The organism is Bradyrhizobium sp., from assembly GCF_049798375.1.
Lineage (GTDB): Bacteria > Pseudomonadota > Alphaproteobacteria > Rhizobiales > Xanthobacteraceae > Bradyrhizobium.
The window spans coordinates 1-22,173 of sequence record NZ_JBARGP010000065.1; the positions used below are offsets into that span (position 1 = coordinate 1).

Here is a 22,173-nt window from a genome sequence, read left to right on the forward strand (position 1 = left end):
GCTCCAAGGCGAGCGATGCCCGCCGAGCCCGTGCCCGCGATGATCAGGCCGCCATCGCCGAGGCCGTTGGCGCCGACGCAGGCGGCGACCGCATCATTGACCGCGACGACGCGCGCAAAGCCGGGCAGGGCGGCGGCGACGCGCTCTGCTTCCTTGTCGTCCGAAAGCCCGGCGAGGCTGAGGCCGACTGCGATGTCCCCTTTTGCCGTGCCGGGAGGGATCGTCGCCTCGATCGTATCGCGGACCACCTGCATGGCCTCCTCGAAATCGAGATAGATGTTCGAAGCCGGCCCGATGCCGCGCCCGATCTCGTGGCCCGACGAATCCCGCAGCCTCGCGCGGCAGCGTGTCCCGCCACCGTCCACCCCGAGGAAAAACTGCACCGTCGCCAAGGAGCCTCCTTAAAATATCCTTAACGCCGCTAGACAAATGGTATTTCACGCGCTTAAATTAAATACAAGAGGTATCTACCACTGGTATTCACGATGGCGGTACTGCCGAGCTTGGAGATGGGCGGGGAGAGGTGGCGCGACACCGGCGCGGCCGCGATCATTGACGAGGCGGCGTTCACCGAGACGATGCTGGCATCGTATCGCCGGGCGATCGCATCGGTGACGGCGGCCTCCGGCGACATTCGCGCAGCCGCCCTTCGCCTCGCGGCGATCTGGCGCGGAGGGGGGCGTGTCGTCTACGCGGGTGCAGGTTCCTCCGGCCTTGCGGCGGCCGAAGACGCCGCCGAGCTTCCTGGCACTTTCGGCCTTGATGAGGCGAGGATCGCGATCATCTTGCCGGGCGGGACCGCCGAGCCGTTCCGCATCGATGGGGCTGCGGAGGACAATGCTGCAGCTGGTGAGCAGGCTGTGGCGAAGTTTGGCGACCTCGCAGGCGACGCCGTGATTGCCGTATCGGCGAGCGGCTCGACGCCATTCACCGTTGCCGCTGCCGCAGAGGCGCGCCGTCGTGGCGCGTTTGTGATCGCCATCGCACACCGTCCGGGCTCGCCTTTGCTCGCCGGCGCCGACGCGCCGATCCTGCTCGAAAGCGGCGAGGAGGCACTGCGTGGTTCGACACGGCTCGCCGCCGGAGCTGCGCAGAAGGCCGCGCTTGGCATGCTCTCATCGTTGATGGGATTTGGGCTTGGCCATATTCATCAGGGCCTGATGGTCAATCTGAAGGCCGATAATACGAAATTGCGCGAACGTGCACGCGGAATCGTCGCCACGATCGCGGGCGTCAGCCACGCCGAAGCGGAGGGCGCGCTTCGCGAGGCGGGCGGCGAGGTCAAGCCGGCGGTCCTGATTGCCTGCGGCGTCAGCAGCGTGAGCGAAGCCGTCACGCGCCTCACCGCCGCGGAAGGCCGTATCGATGATGCCTTGCGCCGCGCGGCGGTCAGCGGGGTCAGCCACGGGCGAAGGCCCGAACCAGGGAGCGTAGCATGAGACGGACATTCAAGGCCGCACTGTTAGCCGAAGTCGCCGCGCTGGCGTTGTTCGCGGGGATCGCCGCGGCCCAGGCAGGCTCGCTGAAGATCGAGAGCTGGCGCAACGATGACGCCGATATCTGGAATTCGAAGATCATTCCGGCCTTCAACAAGCACTATCCCGACATCAAGATCGAATTCGCGCCCTCGGCGCCGAAGGAATACAACGCCGCTCTCAACGCCCGCCTCGATGGCGGGACTGCCGGCGACCTCATTACGTGTCGCCCATTTGACGCCTCGCTTGCGCTCTATCAGAAGCACCAGCTCGACGGCCTCAACGACGTCAAGGGCATGGATAATTTCTCCGATGTCGCAAAGGCGGCGTGGCAAACGGATGACGGCAAGACCACCTTCTGCGTCCCGATGGCATCCGTCATTGCCGGCTTCATCTACAACAAGGAAGCTTTTGCCAAGGTTGGCGTGTCCGAGCCGAAGACGCTCGACGAATTCCATGCGGTGCTCGAGAAGCTGAAAAAGGACGGAACCTACGTCCCGCTCGTCATGGGTACCGCGGACCAGTGGGAGGCGGCGACCATGGGATTCCAGAACGTCGGTCCCGACTATTGGAAGGGCGAGACCGGCCGCGCCAATCTGATCGCGGGGAAGGAGAAGTTCACCGACCCGCAATATGTCGCGGCATTCAAGGAGATCGCAAGCTGGGCGCCGTATCTTGGATCCGGTTTCCAGGCGCAGACCTACGCCGATAGTCAGAATCTGTTCTCGCTCGGCAAGGGCGCGATCTATGCGGCCGGCTCGTGGGACATCTCGACGTTCCGCGGTCAAGCGAAATTTGCGATGGGCGCGTTCCCGCCGCCGCAGCCGGCCGGCACGACGGATTGCTATATCTCTGATCACACCGACATCGCGATGGGCGTCAACGCGGCGTCGAAGAACAAGGAAGATGCCCGGAAATTTCTCGAATGGCTGACGACGCCGGAATTCGCCGCGATTTACGCCAACGCGCTGCCCGGCTTCTTCCCCCTCGCCAAGGCGCCGGTGAAGGTCGATGACGACGTCGCCGCGACGATGGTCGGATGGCGACAGACCTGCAAGTCGACGATCCGCAATTCGTATCAGATCCTGTCGCGCGGCACGCCGAATCTGGAAAACGAGCTCTGGAACGTCTCCGCGCAGGTCGTCAACGGCAAGCTGACGCCCGATGCGGCGGGCAAGCAACTGCAGGACGGCCTCGACAAGTGGTACAAGCCCGCAAAGTGATGCCAATCCCTCTCCCCGCGTTTGCGGCGAGAGGGACCCTTTCTTGTTCTGTTCGATCGTTGCTGCACACCGCCAATCCTTGCCACACTGCGCAACCGTGGAGAGGATGAGCACCCGCCGTAGGTTCGATCTTTTCCATCATGCGTGAACCGGTCTCCACCATCACCGCCCAGATGTCGCGCGTGAAACTCGCGGGCCTTTTGCTGTTCTTTCTCGGACCGGCGCTTGCGATCTATGGCCTGCTCTCGATCTACCCGCTCGTCGCAACGATGGCGCTATCCACATATACAAGCGAGCCGTCGGGGGCCCGGCATTTCGTCGGTCTCGCCAACTTCCAGGCACTGCTCGGCGCTGCGTTGTGGTCGAAGCCGTTCTGGAATGCCCTCGGCAACAATCTGACATTTTTCGCCGTGCACATGTGTGTGCAGAATCCGGTCGGCATCGCGCTCGCCGGATTTCTGAGCCTGCCGGGCCTGAGGTTGAAGGGCTTCTATCGCACCGTGATGTTTCTGCCGACGATGCTTTCCGTCGTCATCGTCGGCTTCTCCTGGAACCTGATCCTCTCCCCGCTTTGGGGCGTCGCCGACGGCGCCTTGAAGGCGGTGGGCCTGGGCTCGCTGTTCGCTCCCTGGCTGGGCCTCGAATCGAGCGCGCTCGTGACCCTGTCCCTGATCTCGGTCTGGCAATTCGTCGGCATCCCGATGATGCTGATCTATGCGGCGCTGCTCAACATCCCGGACGAGTTGATCGATGCGGCGCGCGTCGACGGGCTGGGAAATCTCCGCATCTTCTTTCACATCAAGCTCCCGCTGGTCTTGCCGACGATCAGCCTGGTCTCCATCCTGACCTTCGTTGCCAATTTCAACGCCTTCGATCTGATCTACTCGGTCAAGGGCGCACTCGCGGGACCAAATTTCGCGACCGACATTCTCGGCACGTTCTTCTACCGGACCTTCTTCGGCAACCAGCTCCAGCTCGGTGATCCGACGATGGGCGCGGCAGTCGCGACCGTCATTTTCTTCATCATCCTGATCGGCCTCTGTCTTTATCTCGTCCTCGTGCAGCGGCGCATCCGCCGTTACACATTCTGACGGGAGTTAAAGATGGAGCAGCGCGCCAGGAGCCTCAGCGTTCATCTCGTCCTGATCGCCTACAGCATGCTCGCGGTCGGCCCGATCCTGCTTGTCGTGATGAATTCGTTCAAGGTGCGCAGCGCCATCTTCGGTGCGCCGCTTGCTCCGCCTGATACCACCACCTTCAGCCTGATCGGCTACCAGAAGGTTTTTCGTACCGCCCACATCCTGACCTATTACTCCAATTCGCTGATCGTCACCCTGGTCAGCATGGCGCTCGTGCTGTTGTTCGGTGCGATGGCGGCCTGGGCGCTGACTGAATACCGATTTCGCGGTTCGACGGCGCTGGCACTGTTTCTCTCGATCGGAATCATGGTGCCAATCCGGCTCGGCTCCGTCGCAATCCTCAACATGATGCGGTCTGCCGGTCTGAACGACACCCTGACAGCCCTGATCCTGGTCTATGTCGCGCAGGGACTGCCGATGTCGATCTTCATCTTGAGCGAGTTCATCCAGCAAATCCCCAAGGATTTGCGTGACGCCGCGCGTTGCGACGGCGTGCCGGAGACCCGGATCTTCTTCGAGGTCGTTGCCCCTCTGCTGCGTCCCGCCATCGCGACGGTCGCTGTGTTCACCATCGTGCCGATCTGGAACGATCTCTGGTTTCCGCTGATCCTGACGTCGAGCGACTCGACGCATACCGTGACGCTCGGCGTGCAGCAGTTTCTCGGTCAATACATCACCGACTGGAATTCCGTGCTGGCCGCGCTGTCGATGGCGATCCTGCCCGTCGTCGTGATCTACGTGATCCTGTCGCGCCAGCTCATCGCGGGCCTCACCTCCGGCGCAGTCAAATAGGTTTCGGAATGGCCAATCTGCGCATCGAGCATCTCAACAAGCGCTACGGCGCGACGACGGTCCTGAGCGATATCAACCTGAATATCGAGGATGGCGAGTTCGTCGTTCTGGTTGGCCCTTCGGGATGCGGCAAGTCGACCCTGTTGCGCATGATTGCCGGGCTCGACGGCACGTCGGGCGGCGACATCCATATCGAGGGCAAGCTCGTCAACACGCTCGCTCCCGCCCAGCGCGGCATCGCGATGGTGTTCCAGTCCTACGCGCTTTACCCGCACATGAATGTGCGCAAGAACATGACGTTCGGATTGAAGTTCACCGGAGTGCCGCCGAAGGAGCGCGAACGGCGCGTCGCGGAGGCTGCTCGCATGCTGCAGCTCGAGGAGTTGCTGGAGCGCTATCCGCGCGATCTCTCCGGCGGCCAGCGTCAGCGCGTTGCGATCGGCCGCGCAATCGTGCGTGAGCCTGCCGTTTTCCTGTTCGACGAGCCGCTCTCCAACCTCGATGCGGCCCTGCGTGTCTCGACTCGCGTCGAGATCGCAAACTTGCACAGGATGCTGAAATCGACAATCGTCTACGTCACGCACGACCAAGTCGAGGCGATGACGCTCGCCGACCGCATCGTTGTAATGAACAGGGGCTGTATCGAGCAGGTCGGCAGGCCGCTCGATCTGTACTATGCGCCGGCCAATCTGTTCGTTGCCGGCTTCATCGGCTCGCCCGCGATGAATTTCTTCGACGCGAAGGTCGAGCGCATCGAGAGCGGATGCGCATGCGTTGCCGGACCCGGCTTTCGTCGTTTCAACCTGCCGGCGGCGTCACTCAAGGTCGGAGACACGCTGACGGTCGGGGTTCGTCCCGAGCATCTTGGCAGCCGAGCAGATGGTCCCTTCGCAGTGGAAGGCGTCGTCGAGCTGGTCGAGCGGCTCGGTGAGTCCTCTTTTGCCTATTTGCGCCGTGCCGACGACAGGCTGTTCGTGGCCGAAGTCCGCGGCAGGCAGACGCCGGCACCGGGCGAGCGAGCCACGCTTAGCGCTGCGGCCCGGGATGTGCACGTCTTCGATGCTGGGGGCCTTCGGATTTCGACGCAGTGCCATGCTTAGCAGTTCGGGACGCGTCGACTGGCTCCGGTGCCGACCAATCGCAAGTGGCACGGTCGTGTGAGTATTCGCTGATGAGCGTCGTACGCTACCTCACCCATCCTCAAGTGAATATTGATCCGGCCATCCCCGTCCCATCCTGGGGCTTGAGCGAGATCGGAAGAGCGCGCACGGAGGCGGTCGGGAGCGGGCGGCAGCTTGCTCGCACAACGCAGATTATTTCCAGCAGCGAGCGAAAGGCGATCGAAACAGCCGAAATCATTGCCGCCAGGCTGAACGTCGTCATCGAGGTTCGGGAAGCGATGCACGAGAATGATCGATCGGCAACCGGCTTCCTGATTCCGGACGAGTTTCAGGCGGTTGCCGACGAGTTCTTTGCCAAGCCCCAAATCAGCGTTCGGGGCTGGGAGCGGGCGATTGACGCCCAGTCGCGTATCGTCCGGGAGGTCGAGCACGTCCTGGCTCGAGATCGACCGGGCGACGTCCTCTTCGTCGGCCATGGTGGCGTCGGCACCCTGCTGTATTGCTACTATTCGGGTGTTGCGATCGACCGAGCTTATGATCAACCCGCCGGCGGTGGCTGCTTTTTCGCATTCACCAGGGAGCAACGCCGCGTACGGCATTCATGGTGTCCACTCGAAGACCTCTGATAGCGCCGACGGGATTTTCGCGGTCGGGTTCTCCGTGAGCGATCTGCAGTCTTCCCAATGTCACCAAGGCATCTGCGTTGACGTGAAGCAAGCGATCGACGAGCTTCTGTCGCCAGCCGTCATCCTAATGTTCGCATCATGCGGCGTGCAGCGTCCCGACACCTGCGTGCGCGGGAACGAACTCGGCGTCGGCGGGTTATCAACAATCGCCCCGGCCCGGATCGTCGGCCCGGTGACTGAGAGATGCCCGTGCTCCCGTCTGCCTCTGCAGCGAAACTTGGCACCTCGCTCTCCGGCTTCAGTAACCTTGCCTCAAGCCGATGGCCTTGGCCTCTGCCATTGTAGGCTTACCCAATGCATTACGCAGAAATGCTGATCCGCAGGCTGCGCAGCGATACGCACTTCAGCAATGACGATGCGACTGCGATCAAGGCACTTCCTCTTCATGTGAAAGAAGTCCCGGAGGAAACCCCAATCGCGCGCGAGGGCGATCATCCGAGTGCGTGCTGCATGATCGTGAAGGGCTTTGCTTGCCGATCCAAGGTCGCTGACACGGGGAAGCGTCAAATCTTGTCATTCCATATACCAGGGGACATTCCCGACCTGCAAAGTCTACTTCTTAAGACGATGGACCACGATCTCGTCACGATATCTGCGGCGACATTGGCGTTCATCGACCACTCGGACTTGTCCAGGCTTATTGACGCACGGCCAACCGTAGCTCGCGCCTTGTGGCGTGAGACCATGATCGATTCCGCCGTGTTCCGCGAATGGATCGTGAATCTCGGGGTTAGATCGGCGTCTGCGCGGATGGCTCACCTTCTCGCGGAGCTGCGGCAGCGCATGGCTGCGGTAGGGCTTGTCTCTGACGGCGAGTTTCAGTTTCCCGTTACTCAAGCCAAGCTCGCGGAGGCGCTCGGCCTGAGCACCGTGCACGTGAACAGGGTGCTGCAGGACTTTCGCGGCAAGCGCGTCTTAGACATCCGTAAGAATCTTGTCACCCTGACCGACGTTGTAAAGGTGTTCGCTGCCGGCGGGTTCGACCCAACATATCTGCATCAGGTCAACGGCGCCCACCCAGGGTGATCGCGAGAACGAGCGGCGGCCAGCGAAACACCCGAGCATAGGGATCGAACTGCCCGATGTCGAGACAGCCCTGCTGCAAACGGCAGATGCCGCCCTCGCGATCGCACGCGACCTGCTCGATTCGTCGTCGACAGATGTCAGCCTGGAAGTCAGTTCCGATCAGGGCAGGGTAGGTAGGCCAAGTCACCGTATCAGTGCTGATCAAACGCGTCTGACGCACGCGGTTTTCGAGAATTGCGCGCGCAGATCGCTTGCCTATTCCTCGATGACCTGGCGCGCTTCTTCCAACCCGCCGCCGATCGCGGTCCTCATTCTAAGCCGACACGCCAGACCGTATCATGCCTAAGGTGGGCGCAGCCGGCCGGCGCGGGTTAGCCTATCAGGAGGTTCGTTGCGAGTCGGCGAGTGTCAGCCGGGTTCGTCCGAGCCGCCGCGACGGGCTCGGCTGCTTCTTCGTTGCGGCAGGCCGATACTGACCGACCTCCAAAGCGAAGTAAGCCACCGTCGCCTCGAGCCCCTTACGCAGCGGGATCCGTGGGCGCCAGCCAAGCAGTTTCTCGGCGGTCGCGATCAACGGCTTGCGCCGCTTGGGATCGTCGACCGGCAGCGGCTTGAACTCGAGTGTCGAGGCGGAGTTCGTGCAGTTCAAGACCTCGCGGGCGATCGCCTCGATGCTCATTTCGTGCGGATTGCCGAGGTTGACCGGCCCGGTGACGGACGCGGGACTTTCCATGAGCATTTCGAGCCCGCGCACGAGATCGTCGACGAAACAGAAGCTACGCGTCTGGCTGCCCGAGCCGTAGACCGTGATCGGCGCACCGCGCAGGGCCTGGACGATGAAGTTCGACACCACGCGGCCGTCGTTCTCATGCATGCGCGGGCCGTAAGTGTTGAAAATGCGGGCAACCTTGATCTCCAGCTCGTACATGCGCCGGTAATCGAACATCAATGTCTCGGCGGCACGTTTGCCCTCATCGTAGCAGGCCCGCGGCCCGATCGTATTGACATGGCCCGTGTAGCTCTCCGGCTGCGGATGTACCTCCGGATCGCCATAGACCTCGCTGGTGGACGCTTGCAGAATCCGCGCGGACTTCTGCCGCGCCAGTTCCAAAAGGTTCAATGTGCCGAGCACGCAGGTCTTCATCGTGCCGACCGGATCCTGCTGATAATGCGGCGGCGACGCCGGGCAGGCGAAATTGTAGATGCGGTCGATCGACCCGTCGAGCTGCAGCGGCTCTCGCACATCGTGCTCGATGAAGCGGAAATGCGGATGATTGAGCAGCGGCCGGATGTTGCGTGTCGCGCCGGTATGCAGATTGTCCAGGCAGATGACGGTGTCGCCGCGCTGCAGTAGCGAGTCGCAGATGTGAGAGCCGATGAAGCCGGCGCCTCCGGCAATGAGTGTACGATGCGCGCGGCGGGTGTGAATGGGCATTTGAATGGTCATGACAATCCCAGCTTGAGTTCGACGGGGTCAGTTGGGGCTCGCGTGGCAGCCCATCGTGCCGGCCGGGACCGGCGTGCGAGCGCTTCGCGATAATAGTCCTCGAGCTGCAGAGCCCGATGGTCCGGCGTGTGATCGCGCAGCACCCGGCGACGGCCGCGTTCTGCGATCGAGCGCCGCGTTTCGTCCGGCATGTTCTCGAGGATTTCGGTCACGTCGCGGGGGGACGATACGACCAGAAGTTCGCTGTTCGGCGCGAAGATGGTCTCGAGCCCGGGCCAATGGTCGGATAGAATCGGTGTGCCGCAGGCGGCCGCCTCGAATAGTCGGACGCTGGGAGAAAATCCGAGGGCCCGCATGTCCGCGCGCGTGACGTTGAGGGTGAAGCGTTGCGCGGCGAAGAACGCAGCGTGTTGATGCTGGGCGACATGCTCGAGCCGCTCCACATTGTCGGGCCAGACGATGTCATCAGGATATTGTGCGCCTGCAACCACCATCCGTTCGCCGGGAAGCGCACGCGCCGGCTCGATCAGAAGGCTTTCGAGCTGCGGCTGCCGGTCCGCGCTGTAGGTCCCGAGATAGCCGAGCGACCAGCGCCCAGGCGCCTGCTGCGGTTGATAGAGCTCGACATCCGCGCTGCAGTAGAGCACCCGGGCCATCGGGCTGCCATAGATGTCTTCGATCATGGTGAGGGCCGGGCCGCCCGAGAACGACAGATAGATATCGAACCGCGGGATCATCGCCGGCGAAAGATAGTCGAGACCCTGTTCGAGACCGGCCAGCGTAACCGGTGTGTCGATGTCGTAGAACGCCGTAATCCCTCGCGCGTGGGAGGTGGCCCAGTTTGCGATCGCGATACCGTCGGGGACGTAGGAGCCAATGATGACGAGATCGGCGTCTTCGACAAGCTGTCCGTGACGATGCGGCAACTCTTGCAGAGACTGGTAGAGGTGCACGGTCCAGCCGTCGGGCTTGGTGAAATCGCGGTGATCGCGATACCAGGGAACATCGCGCTCCAGGAAACTCACGGTATGGCCACGCGCCGCCAATGCCGAGAGCAGGGCCCGGTAGGTGGTGGCATGGCCGTTGCCCCAGGAGGATGTGACGGATAACCCGATGACGACGATGTTCAGGTTCATTCTGCGGCCTCGATCCTGGTGTTCATGCCTTCGAGCAGAGCGTTGAATTGGCGGGCGCGGTGGCGATAGGTGTGGTGCGCGAGGATGCGCGCGCGGCCGCGTTCGCCGATCAGGCGCGCGCGTTCCGGCGACAACGCGTCGAGATGAGCAGCCACCGCTGATCCGTCCGCCGCGACCAGGACCTCGCGGTCCGGCTCGAGAAACAGCTCGATCCCGGTCCATTGATCGGTGATCAGGCAGGCACCGGCGCCCGCGGCCTCGAACACGCGCGTGGGCGGTGAGAAGCCGTAACGGGCCATGCTGTCACGGTTGACGTTCAAGGTCGCGCGCGCGGAGCAGAAGAACGCGTTGTGGTCGGCGGTGCCGACATGGCCGACGCACCGGATATTCTCGGGCATCGGCTTGTCGTGCCAGCCGGAGCCGCCGAGCACGAACTCTTGCTGCGGCATCTGCGCAGCCGCTTCGATAAAGAAGCGTTCGATCCGCGCCTCGCGATCGGGCAGCCGGTTGGCGAGCAGGTTGAGATCGGCGGCGAATGTCGGCCGCGGCGGCGCCGGATGATGAGTGGCCGGATCTAGCGCATTGTAGATCGGCACACAATCGCGGGCGCCTGCCGCCCGATAGGCGTTCACGACCGGGTCACCGCCGCCATAGGTCAGCACGGCATCGTAGCGCGGAATCGCGCTGCGAAGATGATGCGCAGGATCGGAAGCGATCGCGTCCAGGGTCGCGGGCGCGTCGACATCCCAATAGATCCGGATTGCTCTGGTCGACACGGTCGCAATCGCATCTTCCAGCTCCGCGTCGAACACCCCAACGCCGCTGGCCTTGATCAAGAGATCGGCGGAGTGCGCAGCCCGCGCGACCATCTTTTGCCAGCTCTCCGGCGTGGCGGGATAGACGACGACCTTTGCCCATGAAGGATCTTCGATGTCGCGATGAGATTGCCGCTCGAACGCGTCGGGCTCGTAGAAGGTGACGTCGTGGCCTAGCGCCGCAATCTCCTTCAGCATGCCGCGATAATAGGTCGCGGCGCCATTCCAGTAAGACGACACCAGGCTCGAACCGAAGAAGCAGATTTTCACGACGCAGCTCCCTCGAGTTCGACCGATGTTGCTTGTGGCGCACAGTTCAGGGCGTTCGCGATCTGCAGCAATTGCTCTGCACGGTGGCGGCAGGTGTGATGCGCAAGCACGCACGCGCGGGCCTTCGCCGCCATCGCGGCTGCCAATTCACGATCCGACAACAACAGCTGAAGCGCCTCTCGCATCTCCGTGCCGCTGCTGACACGCAAATAGGTGTTTTGAGGAAACAGCGCCTCGACATCGTCCCATGGCGCCGAGACGATCGGGGTGCCGCAGGCCATGGCCTCGAACATCCGGATGGTCGGAATGCCGGGCAGCGAATGGGCGTAGGGAGCGCGCGGCACGTGGATGGTGACACGCGCGTTGGCAAAGGCTTGGGGCGCACGATGCGCCGGCAGCCAGCCGCCATAGGCGATGCCGGCTGCATCGATCACCTTGAGCGCGTCCGACGGATAGCGCACGCCGAAGATGATCGCGTCCAGTCCGAGCGCGGCCACCGGCTCGATCAGATATTGCCGCAGCTCGGCACTGCGTTCATCGTCGCCCCAATTTCCGATCCAGACTAGATCGTGCTGTGGTGTGATCTGCGGAATAGGTCGATACAAAGCCGTGTCCGCGCCCTCGTGCCAAGTAAAGGCCCGGCTGGCCCAGCCGAGCGTGAGATAGATCTGCCGCAACACCTCGCCGAAAGCGAGCACGCCGTCGTAACCGTCGAGGTCGAAGCGCGCGAGTTCGTGCGGCGCCGTCACGGCGCGATGGTGGGTATCGTGGAACAGCAAGGTAAACCGGCCACCCGTTGCGCGGCGCCGCCCAATCTCGCGGACCAGGTCCGGCTCGTTCCATTCATGAACCAGCACGATGTCAGCGTTGTCGAGTGCAGCGTCGAGATCGGGCGCACGCTCGTAGGGACGGATGCTGACGCCCGGAAACAGCGCGGGAATCTCGCGCAAGCTCGCACCGCCGCCATCGCGGATCGCGTTGAGCTGGCTCCAGCCGTCGGACGGCTCATAGACGATGACCTCGTGCTCCAGTGCGGCCAGCTCGCGGCTCACGCCGCGCAGGAAATGGGCGTTGCCATTGTTCCAACAGGACGAGAATGCATGATAAAACAAGACAAACTTCATGCGCAGGCCTCGACGGGATGATGGGTTGAGCGTTGACTGAGCAGGTCGAGGTAGAGCTCGGCATATCCGGCCGCCATTCGGCCGCGCTGATAGCGGCGTGCGCGCCTCCGCGCTGCGCGCTGCAGGGCCATGCAGGCATTAGTGTCGGTGGCGAGCCATGACAATGCGCTGCATAGCGCCTGGTTGTCACCGACGGAAACGAAGATCGCCGCGTCCTGCCAGAGCTCGCGAAAGGTCGGGATGTCTGCCAGCACGAGCGCGCAGCCGGCCGCAGCGGCTTCGAGCACGGAGAGGCCGAACGGCTCATACAAAGCGGGACTTGCGAAGATCGCCGCGTGCAGCATTCTTTGCCAGAGCTCGACCTGCGGCAGCTCGCCTAGGAAGTTGATAGCGGAGTGCTGCTGGCCTGGCTCGGTGCCGGGGCCCGCCACGTGGATCGGACACGGTACGGCCCCGGCCACAGCCTCAAGCGCAGCGAGATTCTTGGCCTTGTCCCACATCCGCCCAGCGGCCAAGACGAGCGTCTGCTTCGGCAGAATGGTCGGAAATGCAGGCGTAACACCGTTCCAGATCAACACGCCCGGCCGCGGCGGCGTGTAGATCCGGGCGATCGTTTCCCCGAAGGCGCAGGTCGGTGCTACCCAGGTCGAGGCGCTGGCGAGCCCGGCCGCCGCGAGTTCGCCATAGCGTTGCCAGCGCGGTTCGGCCAGGAATGCCGTATCATTGCAGGCGTGGCCCCAGGAGTTGACGCAGGAATGTGCGACCACAACCACCGGCGCATGCCAGTCGAAGGTCGCCTCGCGACAGCTGTTGAGATGAATGACATCAGGTCGAATCTTGCGCTCGAGCCGAAGCAACATTTCGCGCGCGCGATCGAGGTCGGTCGCTTCTGGATCCCGCCATTCGAGCGCGAGATCCGTCTCGATCAGCTTGATGCTGGTTCCTTCGAGCGCTGCGCGCTGATCGGCTCGCGCCGCAGGCCCGAGCGTCACCAGATGAATTTCGGCCCCGAGTTCTGCCAGCGCATTGGAGAGGGTGATCGCATGGCTCCACACGCCGCCAACCGTGTCCGTCGTCATCAGGATCCGCACGGAGTCGAGCCTGCTCATGGCGCGACCTGCAATTCGAGTGCAGCCAACGGCACCGGACGTTCATTCTGGACGTCGCTGAACTGATTGAATTGCGCCAGATAATGGGCGTGCGCACGCTCCCAGGCGCGATCGTCGGGCTCGCCCCAGAGCTTCCGATAGTCCGGAGATCCTGGATAGGGATAGAGCGGCACCGGATCATTGGCCCAGACGCCGGCCTCCTGCATGCGCTGGCGCCAGCGCTGCACCACCGGATCATCATCCTGCGGCACCTCGATCAGATTGGCCTGCACGAACGGCACGTAACGTCTTGCCTCGACCAGCCGGTCGGCAAGCTCGTCGGTGGTCATCCGGCAATTCTTGGCAAGGGCGGCACGTCCCTCGGGCGTGAGGCTTTCGATGCCGGCTTCGATCGAGACGCAGCCGGCTCGGCCCAGCAGCTCGAGCATCGGCGGCTTCCACAGATCGATCCTGGTCTGAACGCCGAATTTCAGCCCGCGCGTGACCAGACCTTCCAACAACTCGGTGTTGGGCAGGAAGATCTCGTCGATGAAATAGATGTATTCGACGCCTTGCGCGCGCAGCCGGTCGACCTCGTCGAGGATCGTGGATGGCCGCCGCTTGCGGTAGGCATTGCGGAAATTGTCCTTGGCGCAGAACGTGCAGTGATAGGGACAGCCGCGCGAAGCCTCGACCTCCGCGCCGGGGCCGACCGGGGCGGCCTCGAAGCGATGATGATGGTGATGATGCCGCCGGATCATCTCGTCCGGCCATTGCAGCACCGGCTGATCGACGAAGGCCGCCGCCAATGGACCGCCATTGACACGGATCGTGCCGATCGGGTCTGCGAAACATAGGCCGGCGATATCCCGCTCGCCATTGGCGAGACGCAACAAGGTTTCCTCGCACTCGCCCATCACGACGAAATCAACGCCGAGCTTGCGAAACGTCATTCGTGGCGTGGTCGAGCCGTGCGGACCCACGGCGACCAGGGTGGCGGCCATGTCGCGCAGCGACAGCGCGAGTTCCTGCGGCACCCGCAGCTCGGGCGGTGCACAGCGCCAGAACAGATAGGTCGGCGCGGTGGTCATGACGACCATGTCGGGGCGGAACGCGGCGAGCTCGGCCTGAATATCCGTCAGCGACAGGTCGAACATGTGGGCATCGAGCAGCAGCGTGTCGTGTCCGGCTTCACGCAACAGATGCTGCGAAATGCCGAGCTCGAGCGGCAGATGCGGGCTGCGGCAGCCGAAATAGATGCTGCCGTCGAACGTCCAATTCGGATTGATCAGCGCAACTCGCGTCATGCCAGCACCTCGCGTCCGTGCTCCTGCATGAAGCGCGTCGTGAGCCAGCCCTGCAACGCCCGCAGGCCCTCCGCCAGCGGCGTCTTCGGCTGCCAGCCGGTCGCAGCCGACAGGGCACTGGTATCGGTCACGTACCAGGGCTGGTCACCAGGACGCCAGTCGGCGAAGCAAGGTTCAACCGGGTGGTTCGAGGTCTGCGAGATCAGGGCGATCAATTCCAGCAGGCTGATGGCGTTGGAGGGGCCGCCCCCAAGATTGAAGATTTGGCCCTGCGCGGTCGCAATCCGATCGAGCACCGCCAGCCACGCGTCGACGGCATCGCCGACGTAGAGCGCGTCGCGCACCTGACAACCATCGCCATATATCGTCAAAGGCGCGCCACGGAGCGCCGAGAGCATGAAATGCGCGATCCAGCCCTGGTCCTCATTGCCGAACTGCCGCGGGCCATAGATGCAGCTCATCCGCAGCACCGCAGTTCGCAGGCCATAGACGCGGGCATAGTCGTGCACATACTGGTCGGCGGCGCCCTTCGAGCATCCGTAGGGGCTGTAGAGATCGAGCGGCGTGGCCTCCGAGATGCCGGCGGCAAGTGCGGGATCGGCCGGCTGATAGCGTTGCTCGACCCGGACGATCTCGTCGTCGCCGATTAGCCGGCCGTAGACCTTGTTGGTGGAGGCGAACAGCACCGGCGCGGACGGATTATGTAGCCTGATTGCCTCCAGCACGTTCAGGGTGCCGCGCGCGTTGATCTCGAAATCATCGAGCGGACTGTCGAGGCTCGAGGTCACGGCCACCTGCGCGGCCAGATGCAGCACGGCCTTGGCTTCGCGCACGACCTCGATCACGGGAATCGGATCACGCACGTCGCCAGCCACGATCGCAACGCGATCTCCATGACGTGACTTGAGCCATTGCGCATTCTCGCGCGCGCCGGAGCGTGAGTGATTGTCGAGAACCGTCACCGCGCCGCCGCCGGCGGCGATCCGGTCCGCCAGATTGCAGCCGATGAAGCCGCAGCCGCCGGTGATGACGATGGAGCGATTATCGTGGGCCATGCTCGTCATGCGACCAGTCCCCGCCGCAGCAATTCTTCGGTCGCCTTCTCGGCCTGATCGTCGGCGATCTGGTCGGCCAGGTAAGTCGCGAGCTCGTCCAGCCCGTCCTCGAAGCGAACCTGCGGTGCAAAGCCCAGTACGCGACTGCTTTTGCCGAGGTCGGCGAAACAATGGCGGATATCGCCGGCACGGTATTTCGCGGTGATCTGCGGCGTCATCTGCGAGCGCCCCATCACGCGCGCGAGATCCTCGGCGACTGACAGGATGCTGCGGCTCTGTCCGGAGCCGATATTGAAGACGTCATCGGCGTGGTCGCCCTCGAGTGCCAGCAGGCAGGCGCGCGCAACGTCGTGAACGTGCACGAAGTCACGCCGCTGCAGGCCGTCCTCGAACACCAGAGGCGGCCGGTCGTTGAGCAGCCGCGCGGCAAAGATCGCCAGCACGCCGGTATAGGGATTGGAGAGCGCCTGGCGCGGGCCGAACACGTTGAAGAAGCGCAAGGCGAGCGTCGGAATGCCATAAGCCTTGCCGGTGATCAGGCACATGCGCTCCTGCGCGAACTTGTTCAGCGCGTAGATGGAGCTCAGCGCTGGCTGTTTGGTCTCGGGGGTCGGCACCGGCTCCAGGATCTGACCATCTGTATCGATGAGCTCCCAGGCGCCGCGCTTCAGCTGCGCGACCGCTCGCTCTTCCGGAGCGACGATGGAGCCATCGGCGGCGCGGCAGGCGCCTTCGCCATAGATGCTCATCGACGAGGCGACGACGAGGCGACCGACCGGCCGGTTCGCCAGTGCCTGCAATAGGACAGCGGTGCCGAGCTCATTGGTCCTCACATAGGACTCGATGTCGTACATGCTCTGGCCGACACCGACGCTCGATGCCAGATGCAGCACCTTGTCGACGCCGCGCAGCGCGCGGTCCACCGCGAGCGCGTCGGTGACATCGCCGACTATCAGCTCGGCGCCGGGATGGAGATAGTCGGGACGTTCGCGCTTGGGGCCGTGAACCTGGGGCGACAGCACGTCGAGCAGCCGGACATCATATCCGGCCTCGATCAGCGCATCGGCCGTATGTGAGCCGATAAATCCTGCGCCGCCGGTAATCAGAACACGCACCATGCGCAGCTACTCCTCTCGTGTGATGATCACTTGGCAACCGGAAGCCGCGCAGTTCCCGGGGGAGGCACACGTACTTTCCTTTTGTGAAAAGCAGCGCAAGGAATGTTGGTTCCTAAGTGACGTACAAACAAAAATTTCTCTAACCTAGATCAATAAATCCAGGCCGTTCCGTTGCTGAGCCGAGCTAGAAGGCGAGGCCGTGCTGGGTCGGCGGGAGGTCGAGATGACGGGCGACCGTCGCTCCGATGTCCGCAAAGCCGTCGCGCAGTCCGATCGGCCCCGTCGTGCGGCCGTTGACGGCCAGGATCGGAACGCACTCGCGGGTGTGATCCGTGCCGGGCCAGGTCGGATCACAGCCGTGGTCGGCCGTGATAATGAGCAGATCATCCTTCTCGATCATGTTTAGTAGTTCCGGCAGCCGCGCGTCGAAATCTTCCAGCGCGCGTGCGTAGCCCGGCACGTCGCGGCGATGCCCGTAAACGCTATCGAAGTCGATGAAGTTGGCGAACAGCAGCCCGCCATCCGCAAGCTCTTTCAAGCCTGTCAGCATGGCCGTGAACATCGCGTCGTTGCCATCGCCCTTGAAGTTGCGTCCGGTGCCCCGATGGGCAAAAATATCGTCGATCTTTCCGATCGAGATGATCGATCGTCGATCCGACTGCGCTGCATCAAAGATCGTGTCCTCGGGCGGCGGCACGGCAAAGTCACGGCGATGCGCGGTGCGCCTGAAGTTGCCCGGCGCATCGCCGATGAAGGGCCGCGCGATCACGCGACCGATGTTGAGCGGATCGAGCAGGCGCCGTGCGATGATGCAGATCTGGTAGAGCCGATCGAGGCCGAACGTCTCCTCATGCGCGGCGATCTGGAAGACGCTGTCAGCCGAGGTGTAGCAGATCGGCAAGCCGGTTCTGATATGCTCGTCGCCCAGGCGCGCGATGATCTCGGTGCCGGAGGCGTGGCAATTGCCGAGGATGCCGGGCAGTCCGGCCTCCTTGCAGAAGGCCGCGATCAGATCGGGCGGAAATGTCGGAACGGTATGGGGGAAGTAGCTCCATTCGAATGGCACGGGAACGCCGCCGATCTCCCAGTGGCCGGAGGGCGTGTCCTTGCCCGGCGAACGCTCGCTGGCGCAGCCGAATTGCGCATCGGCTCCGGCATTGCGCGTTAGTCCGGGCGGGCAGCGGCCGGCGGCCAGGCGGCAGGCGTCGCCGAGCCCGAGGGCAACGAGATGCGGCAGGTGTAACGGGCCTGCACGGCCTCGACCGTCAGCGAGGCCGGCAGCGCAGGCTTCCGCGATGTGTCCGATCGTATTGGCGCCTTCATCGCCATAGCGCGCCGCATCCGGCGCGCCGCCGATGCCGACGGAGTCCATCACCACGATCACGGCGCGCATAATGTCGCCTCCATCACAGCGGGCTCGGAAGGCGCAAGGCCGGTCCTTTCGCTATAGCGCGTGATCATGCCGGCGCAGAAATCGGCGAACTCGTTGACGTCGAACGGCGGACTGGTGTGATGAGGCGCGATGCCCCGATGCTCGGGCGTGAAGCAGAAGGTCACGGTGACGTCGAATTCGGCGAGCGCCTCCATCTGACGATCGAACCAGGCCAGCGCATTGGGGCGGAAGCTGTCGGCCCACGAGAGCCCGGTTCGAACATGGCGGACGCCCAGCCTGCGCAGCCAGGTCACGGCCTTGTCGAGCCGGTGGTCCTCGAAGTGGAACCACTGGCAGACGCCCATTGCAGGCGCGAATTGCGGAAACAGCTCGGCTGCAGCCTTCGGCGTACCGTCCTCGCGCAGCAGTCCCATATGGAAATGGCGGTAGTAGGAGGAGCCTTCGGCCTCCTTGTGCCGCGTGGTGGCTTCCCACGCCATCGGCAAATCATACAGGCTATACCAATGGATGCGCGGTGCGCGGCCGGTGAGCAATTCAGCCGTGCGCTTCAATCCCCAGGCCTGCACCTCGTCGGCTCCAAAGGAGGAGACGCCGACTTCGGTGACCCAGACCGGCACCGAGACCAGCGCCTGGATTTCCGCAAGCTTCGCGGGCCATTCATCGATCTTCCAAAGGTTCCAGTCGAGCGGGAAGCCGTGCACGGCGACGGCGTCGACGTGGTCGAGCACGCCCCGCGCCTTCATGTTGTTGATGAAGGCCGGATCGATCGGCGAGATACCGCCGAGCACGCGCGGCAAGGTTGGATGCGCCGAGCGGATGGCCTTGCCCGCCGCGATCGCCGTCTCGGCGAAGCGCGCCCAATCCGGATCGAGCTGGAGGTCCCAGTGCGACTTGTTGTTGGGTTCGTTCCAGATCTTGGCAGCTTCGATCATTCGGCACCTCGCGCGGGGTAGACCGGCCCATCGTCCTGCGGCCGCGGTACCTTGCGGCAGAGATACACTTCGTCTTCAGGATGCGCGACGATGGCGAACCCGGCGCTGCGCAGCATGGCCTCGACACACGCGCGGTTCGGCGCCCACCAATTGGTGGGATCATCGGCATATTTATGCTCGATGAAATGCATCTTCGGATAGCCGGGACTGTCAAATTGTGAGGTGGTCCAGAAGTCGTAGTTGCGCGCGACGGTGTCGACCGCCGTGCTCCCCCGCAGCATCGATTGAAACAGCAACTGATCGCGCACGACGTGCTCACGGATCAGGTCGAGTGCGAGCAGCGGATGGCGAAGGTGGTAGAGTACGCCCATGAAGATCACGAGATCGAACTGCTCGCGCAGTTGGCCGACGTCATAGGTGGAGAGCTTGCGAAACTCGATTTTGAGACCGTTGATGTCGGCCGCGAACCGCGCCTGTTCGAGATAGTCGTCGTCGGTGTCGAGCCCGAGCACGCGCTCGGCGCCGCGCCGCTTCATCTCCATCGCGTAGAAGCCGGCGTTGCAGCCGATGTCAAGTACGGATTTGCCGCTCAAGTCGGCCGGGATGACTTCGGCGAAGCGGCGCCATTTCACGTTGGGATAGTCGCCGAGGAAGTGCGACGGCGCAGTCGGCACGCCCTGAAGATCGAGATTATGAAACCACGGGCCCAGCGCATCGACGCGGCGCTGGATCTCGTCGCGGGAGAGCACCGCCTGGTTCATGCAAGGCCTCCGCCGAATGCGCGTCGTGATGCGATCATGCCGTCGGCCGCTGCAGCCCGTAACGCAGGCCGCGGCTCGGCGCCGTCCTGGCTCGCCGCCAACAGGGCGATCGCCGTGCGGTAGCCATTGATGGTGCCGACGTCGACGTAGGATTCGCCGGCTTTGATGCCGAGCGCCGATCCACCGGCAGCAAGATAGCTGTTCACCAGCGTGCCGAAATATTCATCGCTCCGGTTTCGCTGCTCCCAGAGCGTCCTCAGGTCGCGGAAGCCGGATGCGGACATCCGGAACGCGCCCCAGATCCAGTTCGACCGCGCTTGCGGCGTCTTGACCTGGATCTCCTCGACCCGTTCACCGTCCAGCACGACGGCGTCGAAGAATTCGGGCCGGTCGACCGGGAACAACAAGAAGGACAGATCCGCATCCGGCAGCGCGCCGAGCGCTGCCTTCGGAAACCAGACCGTGTCGGGCAAGCCGACCAGCACATCCTCGCGGTCGCCCACGACAGTGGAGGCGCGAAATACGGCGTCGCAGAGCCCGGCGGCGTCCGGCTGCACCACGTAAGCGAGTTGCGCGCTGCCGTAGCGGTCACCGAAATATTCCAGAATGTCGGACTTGCCCGGCGAGATCACGAAGCAGATCTTGTCTGCGCCGCCCAGGATCAGCCGCTCGATCAGATATTCGGAAACCGCGCATGGCCGGTCGGTGCCGTGATCGCTGCGGCTGCCGACCGGCAGCAGCTCCTTGGAAAAGGCGAGAGGCTGGATTCGACTGCCACGTCCAGCCGCAGGCACGATGCCCCACATGTTCAGGCCTCCTCAGTGGCGAGATCGGCCGCATTGCGGCCATGCGTTTGTTCGAGCAGGGAGATCAATTCCTCTGCACGCTTTGCCGAGCTGTGCTCGTCGAGTGTGCGCTCGCGCGCACGCCGGGCGATCTGCTCGAGCACATCGTCATCGTGGGCGAGCGCGGCAAGCGCATCCGGCGTGCTGTCGGCGAGAAGGATCTCTTCGCCGGGCGAGAAGAAGTGCTCGATGCCATCCCAGGGATCACTGATAATGGGCGTGCCGCAGGCGGCGGCTTCGAACAGACGCCCCGACGGACACCATCCCATGTCGGCCATCGCCCGCCGCGTCACGTTCAGCGTGAGGCGCGAGGAGGCAAAGAACGCGGCGTGCTCGGCCGGCGGCAGATGGCGCACGAAATAGATGTTCGGCGACCACGGAAAATCCTGCGGATATTGCGCGCCGCCGATCAGAAAGCGAAGATCCTGCCGCGCGCGGGCCGGATGCACGAACAGCTGCTCCAGCGTGCGCTGGCGATCATCCGAGTAGGTGCCGAGATAGGACAGATCGGCGCGATAATGCGGCTGCGGCATGACCGGATGATGGACGTCGGGATCGACGTGGCCATAGAGCGGCATGATCTGTCGGGCGCCGAGCTTCTTCCGATATTCCTCGACCAAGCGTGGCCCGCCGGTGAAGCTCAGCACGAGGTCGAAGCCGGCCAGCCCGTCAGGTCCGATGTAGGAGAGCCGTTCGCCAGCGTGCAGCCGCGCCAGGGTAATGGGCGTATCGAGATCATAGAAGATCTTGAGCGGACGAGCCTGCTCGAGCATCAGCTCCGTCACTTCCAATCCGTCTGCACAATAGGACGTGAGGATGATGGCGTCGGCATCCACAATCGCACGACGCGCGGTCTGCTCGACTGTTGGCCAGGACGCATAGAGCAGCAGGCTGCCGCCCGGCAGCTGAGGAAAGTCACGGGCCCCGGCATAATAGGGAACGTCGCGCTCGAAGAAGGTGACGTCATGTCCTGCGCGGATCAGATACTTGCACAGGCCGCGCCAGAGGGTGGCATGGCCGTTCCCCCAGGACGAGGAGATGGTGAGGCCGAAAATAACGATCTTCACGCCGCTACCTTTTGATTGAGACAGGAAAGCTGCACGCCGCCGGGATCGTCGATCAGCGTGGTGACGCTGGCAGGATCGATCTCGATCGACAGGAAATCATCGAGCAGGATGCGCGCATAATGCAGTACGACCGCGCGGATCGGCTCGGCGTGGCTCAGAACGGCGATCGTCTCGCCGGGCCGCTCCAGGCAGAGCGCCTCGATATGACCGACCATGCGGGTCTGCAACGCCTGCATGCTTTCTCCACCCGGCGGAACGCCGGAGCCGCGATGCGCATTCCAATGCCGCCAAGCCGGGTCATGCTCCAGCTCGTCGAAGCGGCGCCCCGTCCAGTCACCGACATCTATTTCATC

General features: G+C 63.5%; 23 protein-coding genes. 7 read left to right on the top strand and 16 right to left on the bottom strand.

The window, feature by feature from the left end; genetic code table 11:
* Positions 1-383: BadF/BadG/BcrA/BcrD ATPase family protein (locus tag WA702_RS02705; RefSeq protein WP_425109004.1), on the bottom strand; the 383-nt coding region annotated here is incomplete at its 3' end.
* Positions 384-509: 126 nt separating this feature from the next.
* Between WA702_RS02705 and WA702_RS02710 the strand changes: the two genes are divergently transcribed.
* The 7 genes from WA702_RS02710 (at position 510) to WA702_RS02740 (ending at position 7,462) form a co-directional block, all read left to right on the top strand.
* Positions 510-1,439, top strand: coding sequence for an N-acetylmuramic acid 6-phosphate etherase (locus WA702_RS02710; RefSeq protein ID WP_425108982.1), 930 nt, complete (start codon positions 510-512; stop codon positions 1,437-1,439).
* Positions 1,436-2,698 (top strand): extracellular solute-binding protein, encoded by a 1,263-nt coding sequence (locus WA702_RS02715; RefSeq protein ID WP_425108983.1) that lies wholly within the window; start codon positions 1,436-1,438, stop codon positions 2,696-2,698. Before WA702_RS02710 ends, WA702_RS02715 begins: the two co-directional genes overlap by 4 nt.
* Positions 2,699-2,838: 140 nt before the next feature.
* Positions 2,839-3,789: a carbohydrate ABC transporter permease gene (locus WA702_RS02720; protein ID WP_425108984.1), complete on the top strand. Its 951-nt coding sequence runs from the start codon at positions 2,839-2,841 to the stop codon at positions 3,787-3,789.
* A 12-nt stretch (positions 3,790-3,801) separates the two neighbouring features.
* A complete protein-coding gene (locus tag WA702_RS02725) occupies positions 3,802-4,629 on the top strand; it encodes a carbohydrate ABC transporter permease (protein WP_425108985.1) in 828 nt (275 codons plus the stop codon).
* An 8-nt stretch (positions 4,630-4,637) separates the two neighbouring features.
* On the top strand, positions 4,638-5,729 hold the full coding sequence (locus tag WA702_RS02730) for an ABC transporter ATP-binding protein (protein WP_425108986.1): 1,092 nt from the start codon (positions 4,638-4,640) through the stop codon (positions 5,727-5,729).
* 71 nt (positions 5,730-5,800) lie between these two features.
* The gene (locus tag WA702_RS02735) at positions 5,801-6,376 is read left to right on the top strand and encodes a histidine phosphatase family protein (RefSeq protein ID WP_425108987.1); all 576 of its coding nucleotides are present in this window, start codon (positions 5,801-5,803) and stop codon (positions 6,374-6,376) included.
* Between the two features lie 354 nt (positions 6,377-6,730).
* Positions 6,731-7,462, top strand: coding sequence for a Crp/Fnr family transcriptional regulator (locus WA702_RS02740; protein ID WP_425108988.1), 732 nt, complete (start codon positions 6,731-6,733; stop codon positions 7,460-7,462).
* Here the strand turns inward: WA702_RS02740 and WA702_RS02745 are convergent.
* The 15 genes from WA702_RS02745 to WA702_RS02815 form a co-directional block, all read right to left on the bottom strand.
* Complete coding sequence (locus WA702_RS02745) at positions 7,440-7,682, bottom strand: hypothetical protein (RefSeq protein ID WP_425108989.1); 243 nt, start codon at positions 7,680-7,682, stop codon at positions 7,440-7,442. The genes WA702_RS02740 and WA702_RS02745 overlap by 23 nt on opposite strands.
* A gap of 159 nt (positions 7,683-7,841) precedes the next feature.
* On the bottom strand, positions 7,842-8,909 hold the full coding sequence (locus WA702_RS02750) for a UDP-glucuronic acid decarboxylase family protein (RefSeq protein WP_425108990.1): 1,068 nt from the start codon (positions 8,907-8,909) through the stop codon (positions 7,842-7,844).
* Positions 8,906-10,045 carry a CgeB family protein gene (locus WA702_RS02755; RefSeq protein ID WP_425108991.1) on the bottom strand — a complete coding sequence of 380 codons (1,140 nt, stop codon included), beginning with the start codon at positions 10,043-10,045 and terminating at the stop codon, positions 8,906-8,908. The genes WA702_RS02750 and WA702_RS02755 overlap by 4 nt, the downstream gene beginning before the upstream one ends.
* A complete protein-coding gene (locus WA702_RS02760; protein WP_425108992.1) occupies positions 10,042-11,130 on the bottom strand; it encodes a CgeB family protein in 1,089 nt (362 codons plus the stop codon). The genes WA702_RS02755 and WA702_RS02760 overlap by 4 nt, the downstream gene beginning before the upstream one ends.
* Entirely contained in the window at positions 11,127-12,254 is a 1,128-nt protein-coding gene (locus WA702_RS02765; protein WP_425108993.1) for a CgeB family protein, read from the bottom strand. Before WA702_RS02765 ends, WA702_RS02760 begins: the two co-directional genes overlap by 4 nt.
* Positions 12,251-13,363: a glycosyltransferase family 4 protein gene (locus WA702_RS02770; protein ID WP_425108994.1), complete on the bottom strand. Its 1,113-nt coding sequence runs from the start codon at positions 13,361-13,363 to the stop codon at positions 12,251-12,253. The genes WA702_RS02765 and WA702_RS02770 overlap by 4 nt, the downstream gene beginning before the upstream one ends.
* A complete protein-coding gene (locus tag WA702_RS02775) occupies positions 13,360-14,649 on the bottom strand; it encodes a TIGR04295 family B12-binding domain-containing radical SAM protein (protein WP_425108995.1) in 1,290 nt (429 codons plus the stop codon). The genes WA702_RS02770 and WA702_RS02775 overlap by 4 nt, the downstream gene beginning before the upstream one ends.
* Positions 14,646-15,713 (bottom strand): NAD-dependent epimerase/dehydratase family protein, encoded by a 1,068-nt coding sequence (locus tag WA702_RS02780; protein WP_425108996.1) that lies wholly within the window; start codon positions 15,711-15,713, stop codon positions 14,646-14,648. The genes WA702_RS02775 and WA702_RS02780 overlap by 4 nt, the downstream gene beginning before the upstream one ends.
* A complete protein-coding gene (locus tag WA702_RS02785; RefSeq protein ID WP_425108997.1) occupies positions 15,710-16,822 on the bottom strand; it encodes an SDR family NAD(P)-dependent oxidoreductase in 1,113 nt (370 codons plus the stop codon). Before WA702_RS02785 ends, WA702_RS02780 begins: the two co-directional genes overlap by 4 nt.
* Positions 16,823-17,006: 184 nt before the next feature.
* Positions 17,007-18,215 carry a phosphopentomutase gene (locus tag WA702_RS02790; RefSeq protein WP_425108998.1) on the bottom strand — a complete coding sequence of 403 codons (1,209 nt, stop codon included), beginning with the start codon at positions 18,213-18,215 and terminating at the stop codon, positions 17,007-17,009.
* On the bottom strand, positions 18,203-19,147 hold the full coding sequence (locus WA702_RS02795; RefSeq protein WP_425108999.1) for a beta-xylosidase: 945 nt from the start codon (positions 19,145-19,147) through the stop codon (positions 18,203-18,205). The genes WA702_RS02790 and WA702_RS02795 overlap by 13 nt, the downstream gene beginning before the upstream one ends.
* A complete protein-coding gene (locus WA702_RS02800; RefSeq protein ID WP_425109000.1) occupies positions 19,144-19,908 on the bottom strand; it encodes a TIGR04290 family methyltransferase in 765 nt (254 codons plus the stop codon). Before WA702_RS02800 ends, WA702_RS02795 begins: the two co-directional genes overlap by 4 nt.
* Positions 19,905-20,714: a nucleotidyltransferase family protein gene (locus tag WA702_RS02805; protein WP_425109001.1), complete on the bottom strand. Its 810-nt coding sequence runs from the start codon at positions 20,712-20,714 to the stop codon at positions 19,905-19,907. The genes WA702_RS02800 and WA702_RS02805 overlap by 4 nt, the downstream gene beginning before the upstream one ends.
* 2 nt (positions 20,715-20,716) lie before the next feature.
* Positions 20,717-21,820, bottom strand: coding sequence for a CgeB family protein (locus tag WA702_RS02810; protein ID WP_425109002.1), 1,104 nt, complete (start codon positions 21,818-21,820; stop codon positions 20,717-20,719).
* A partial coding sequence (locus WA702_RS02815; RefSeq protein WP_425109003.1) for a histidine phosphatase family protein occupies positions 21,817-22,173 on the bottom strand: 357 nt, incomplete at its 5' end. The genes WA702_RS02810 and WA702_RS02815, both read right to left, overlap by 4 nt.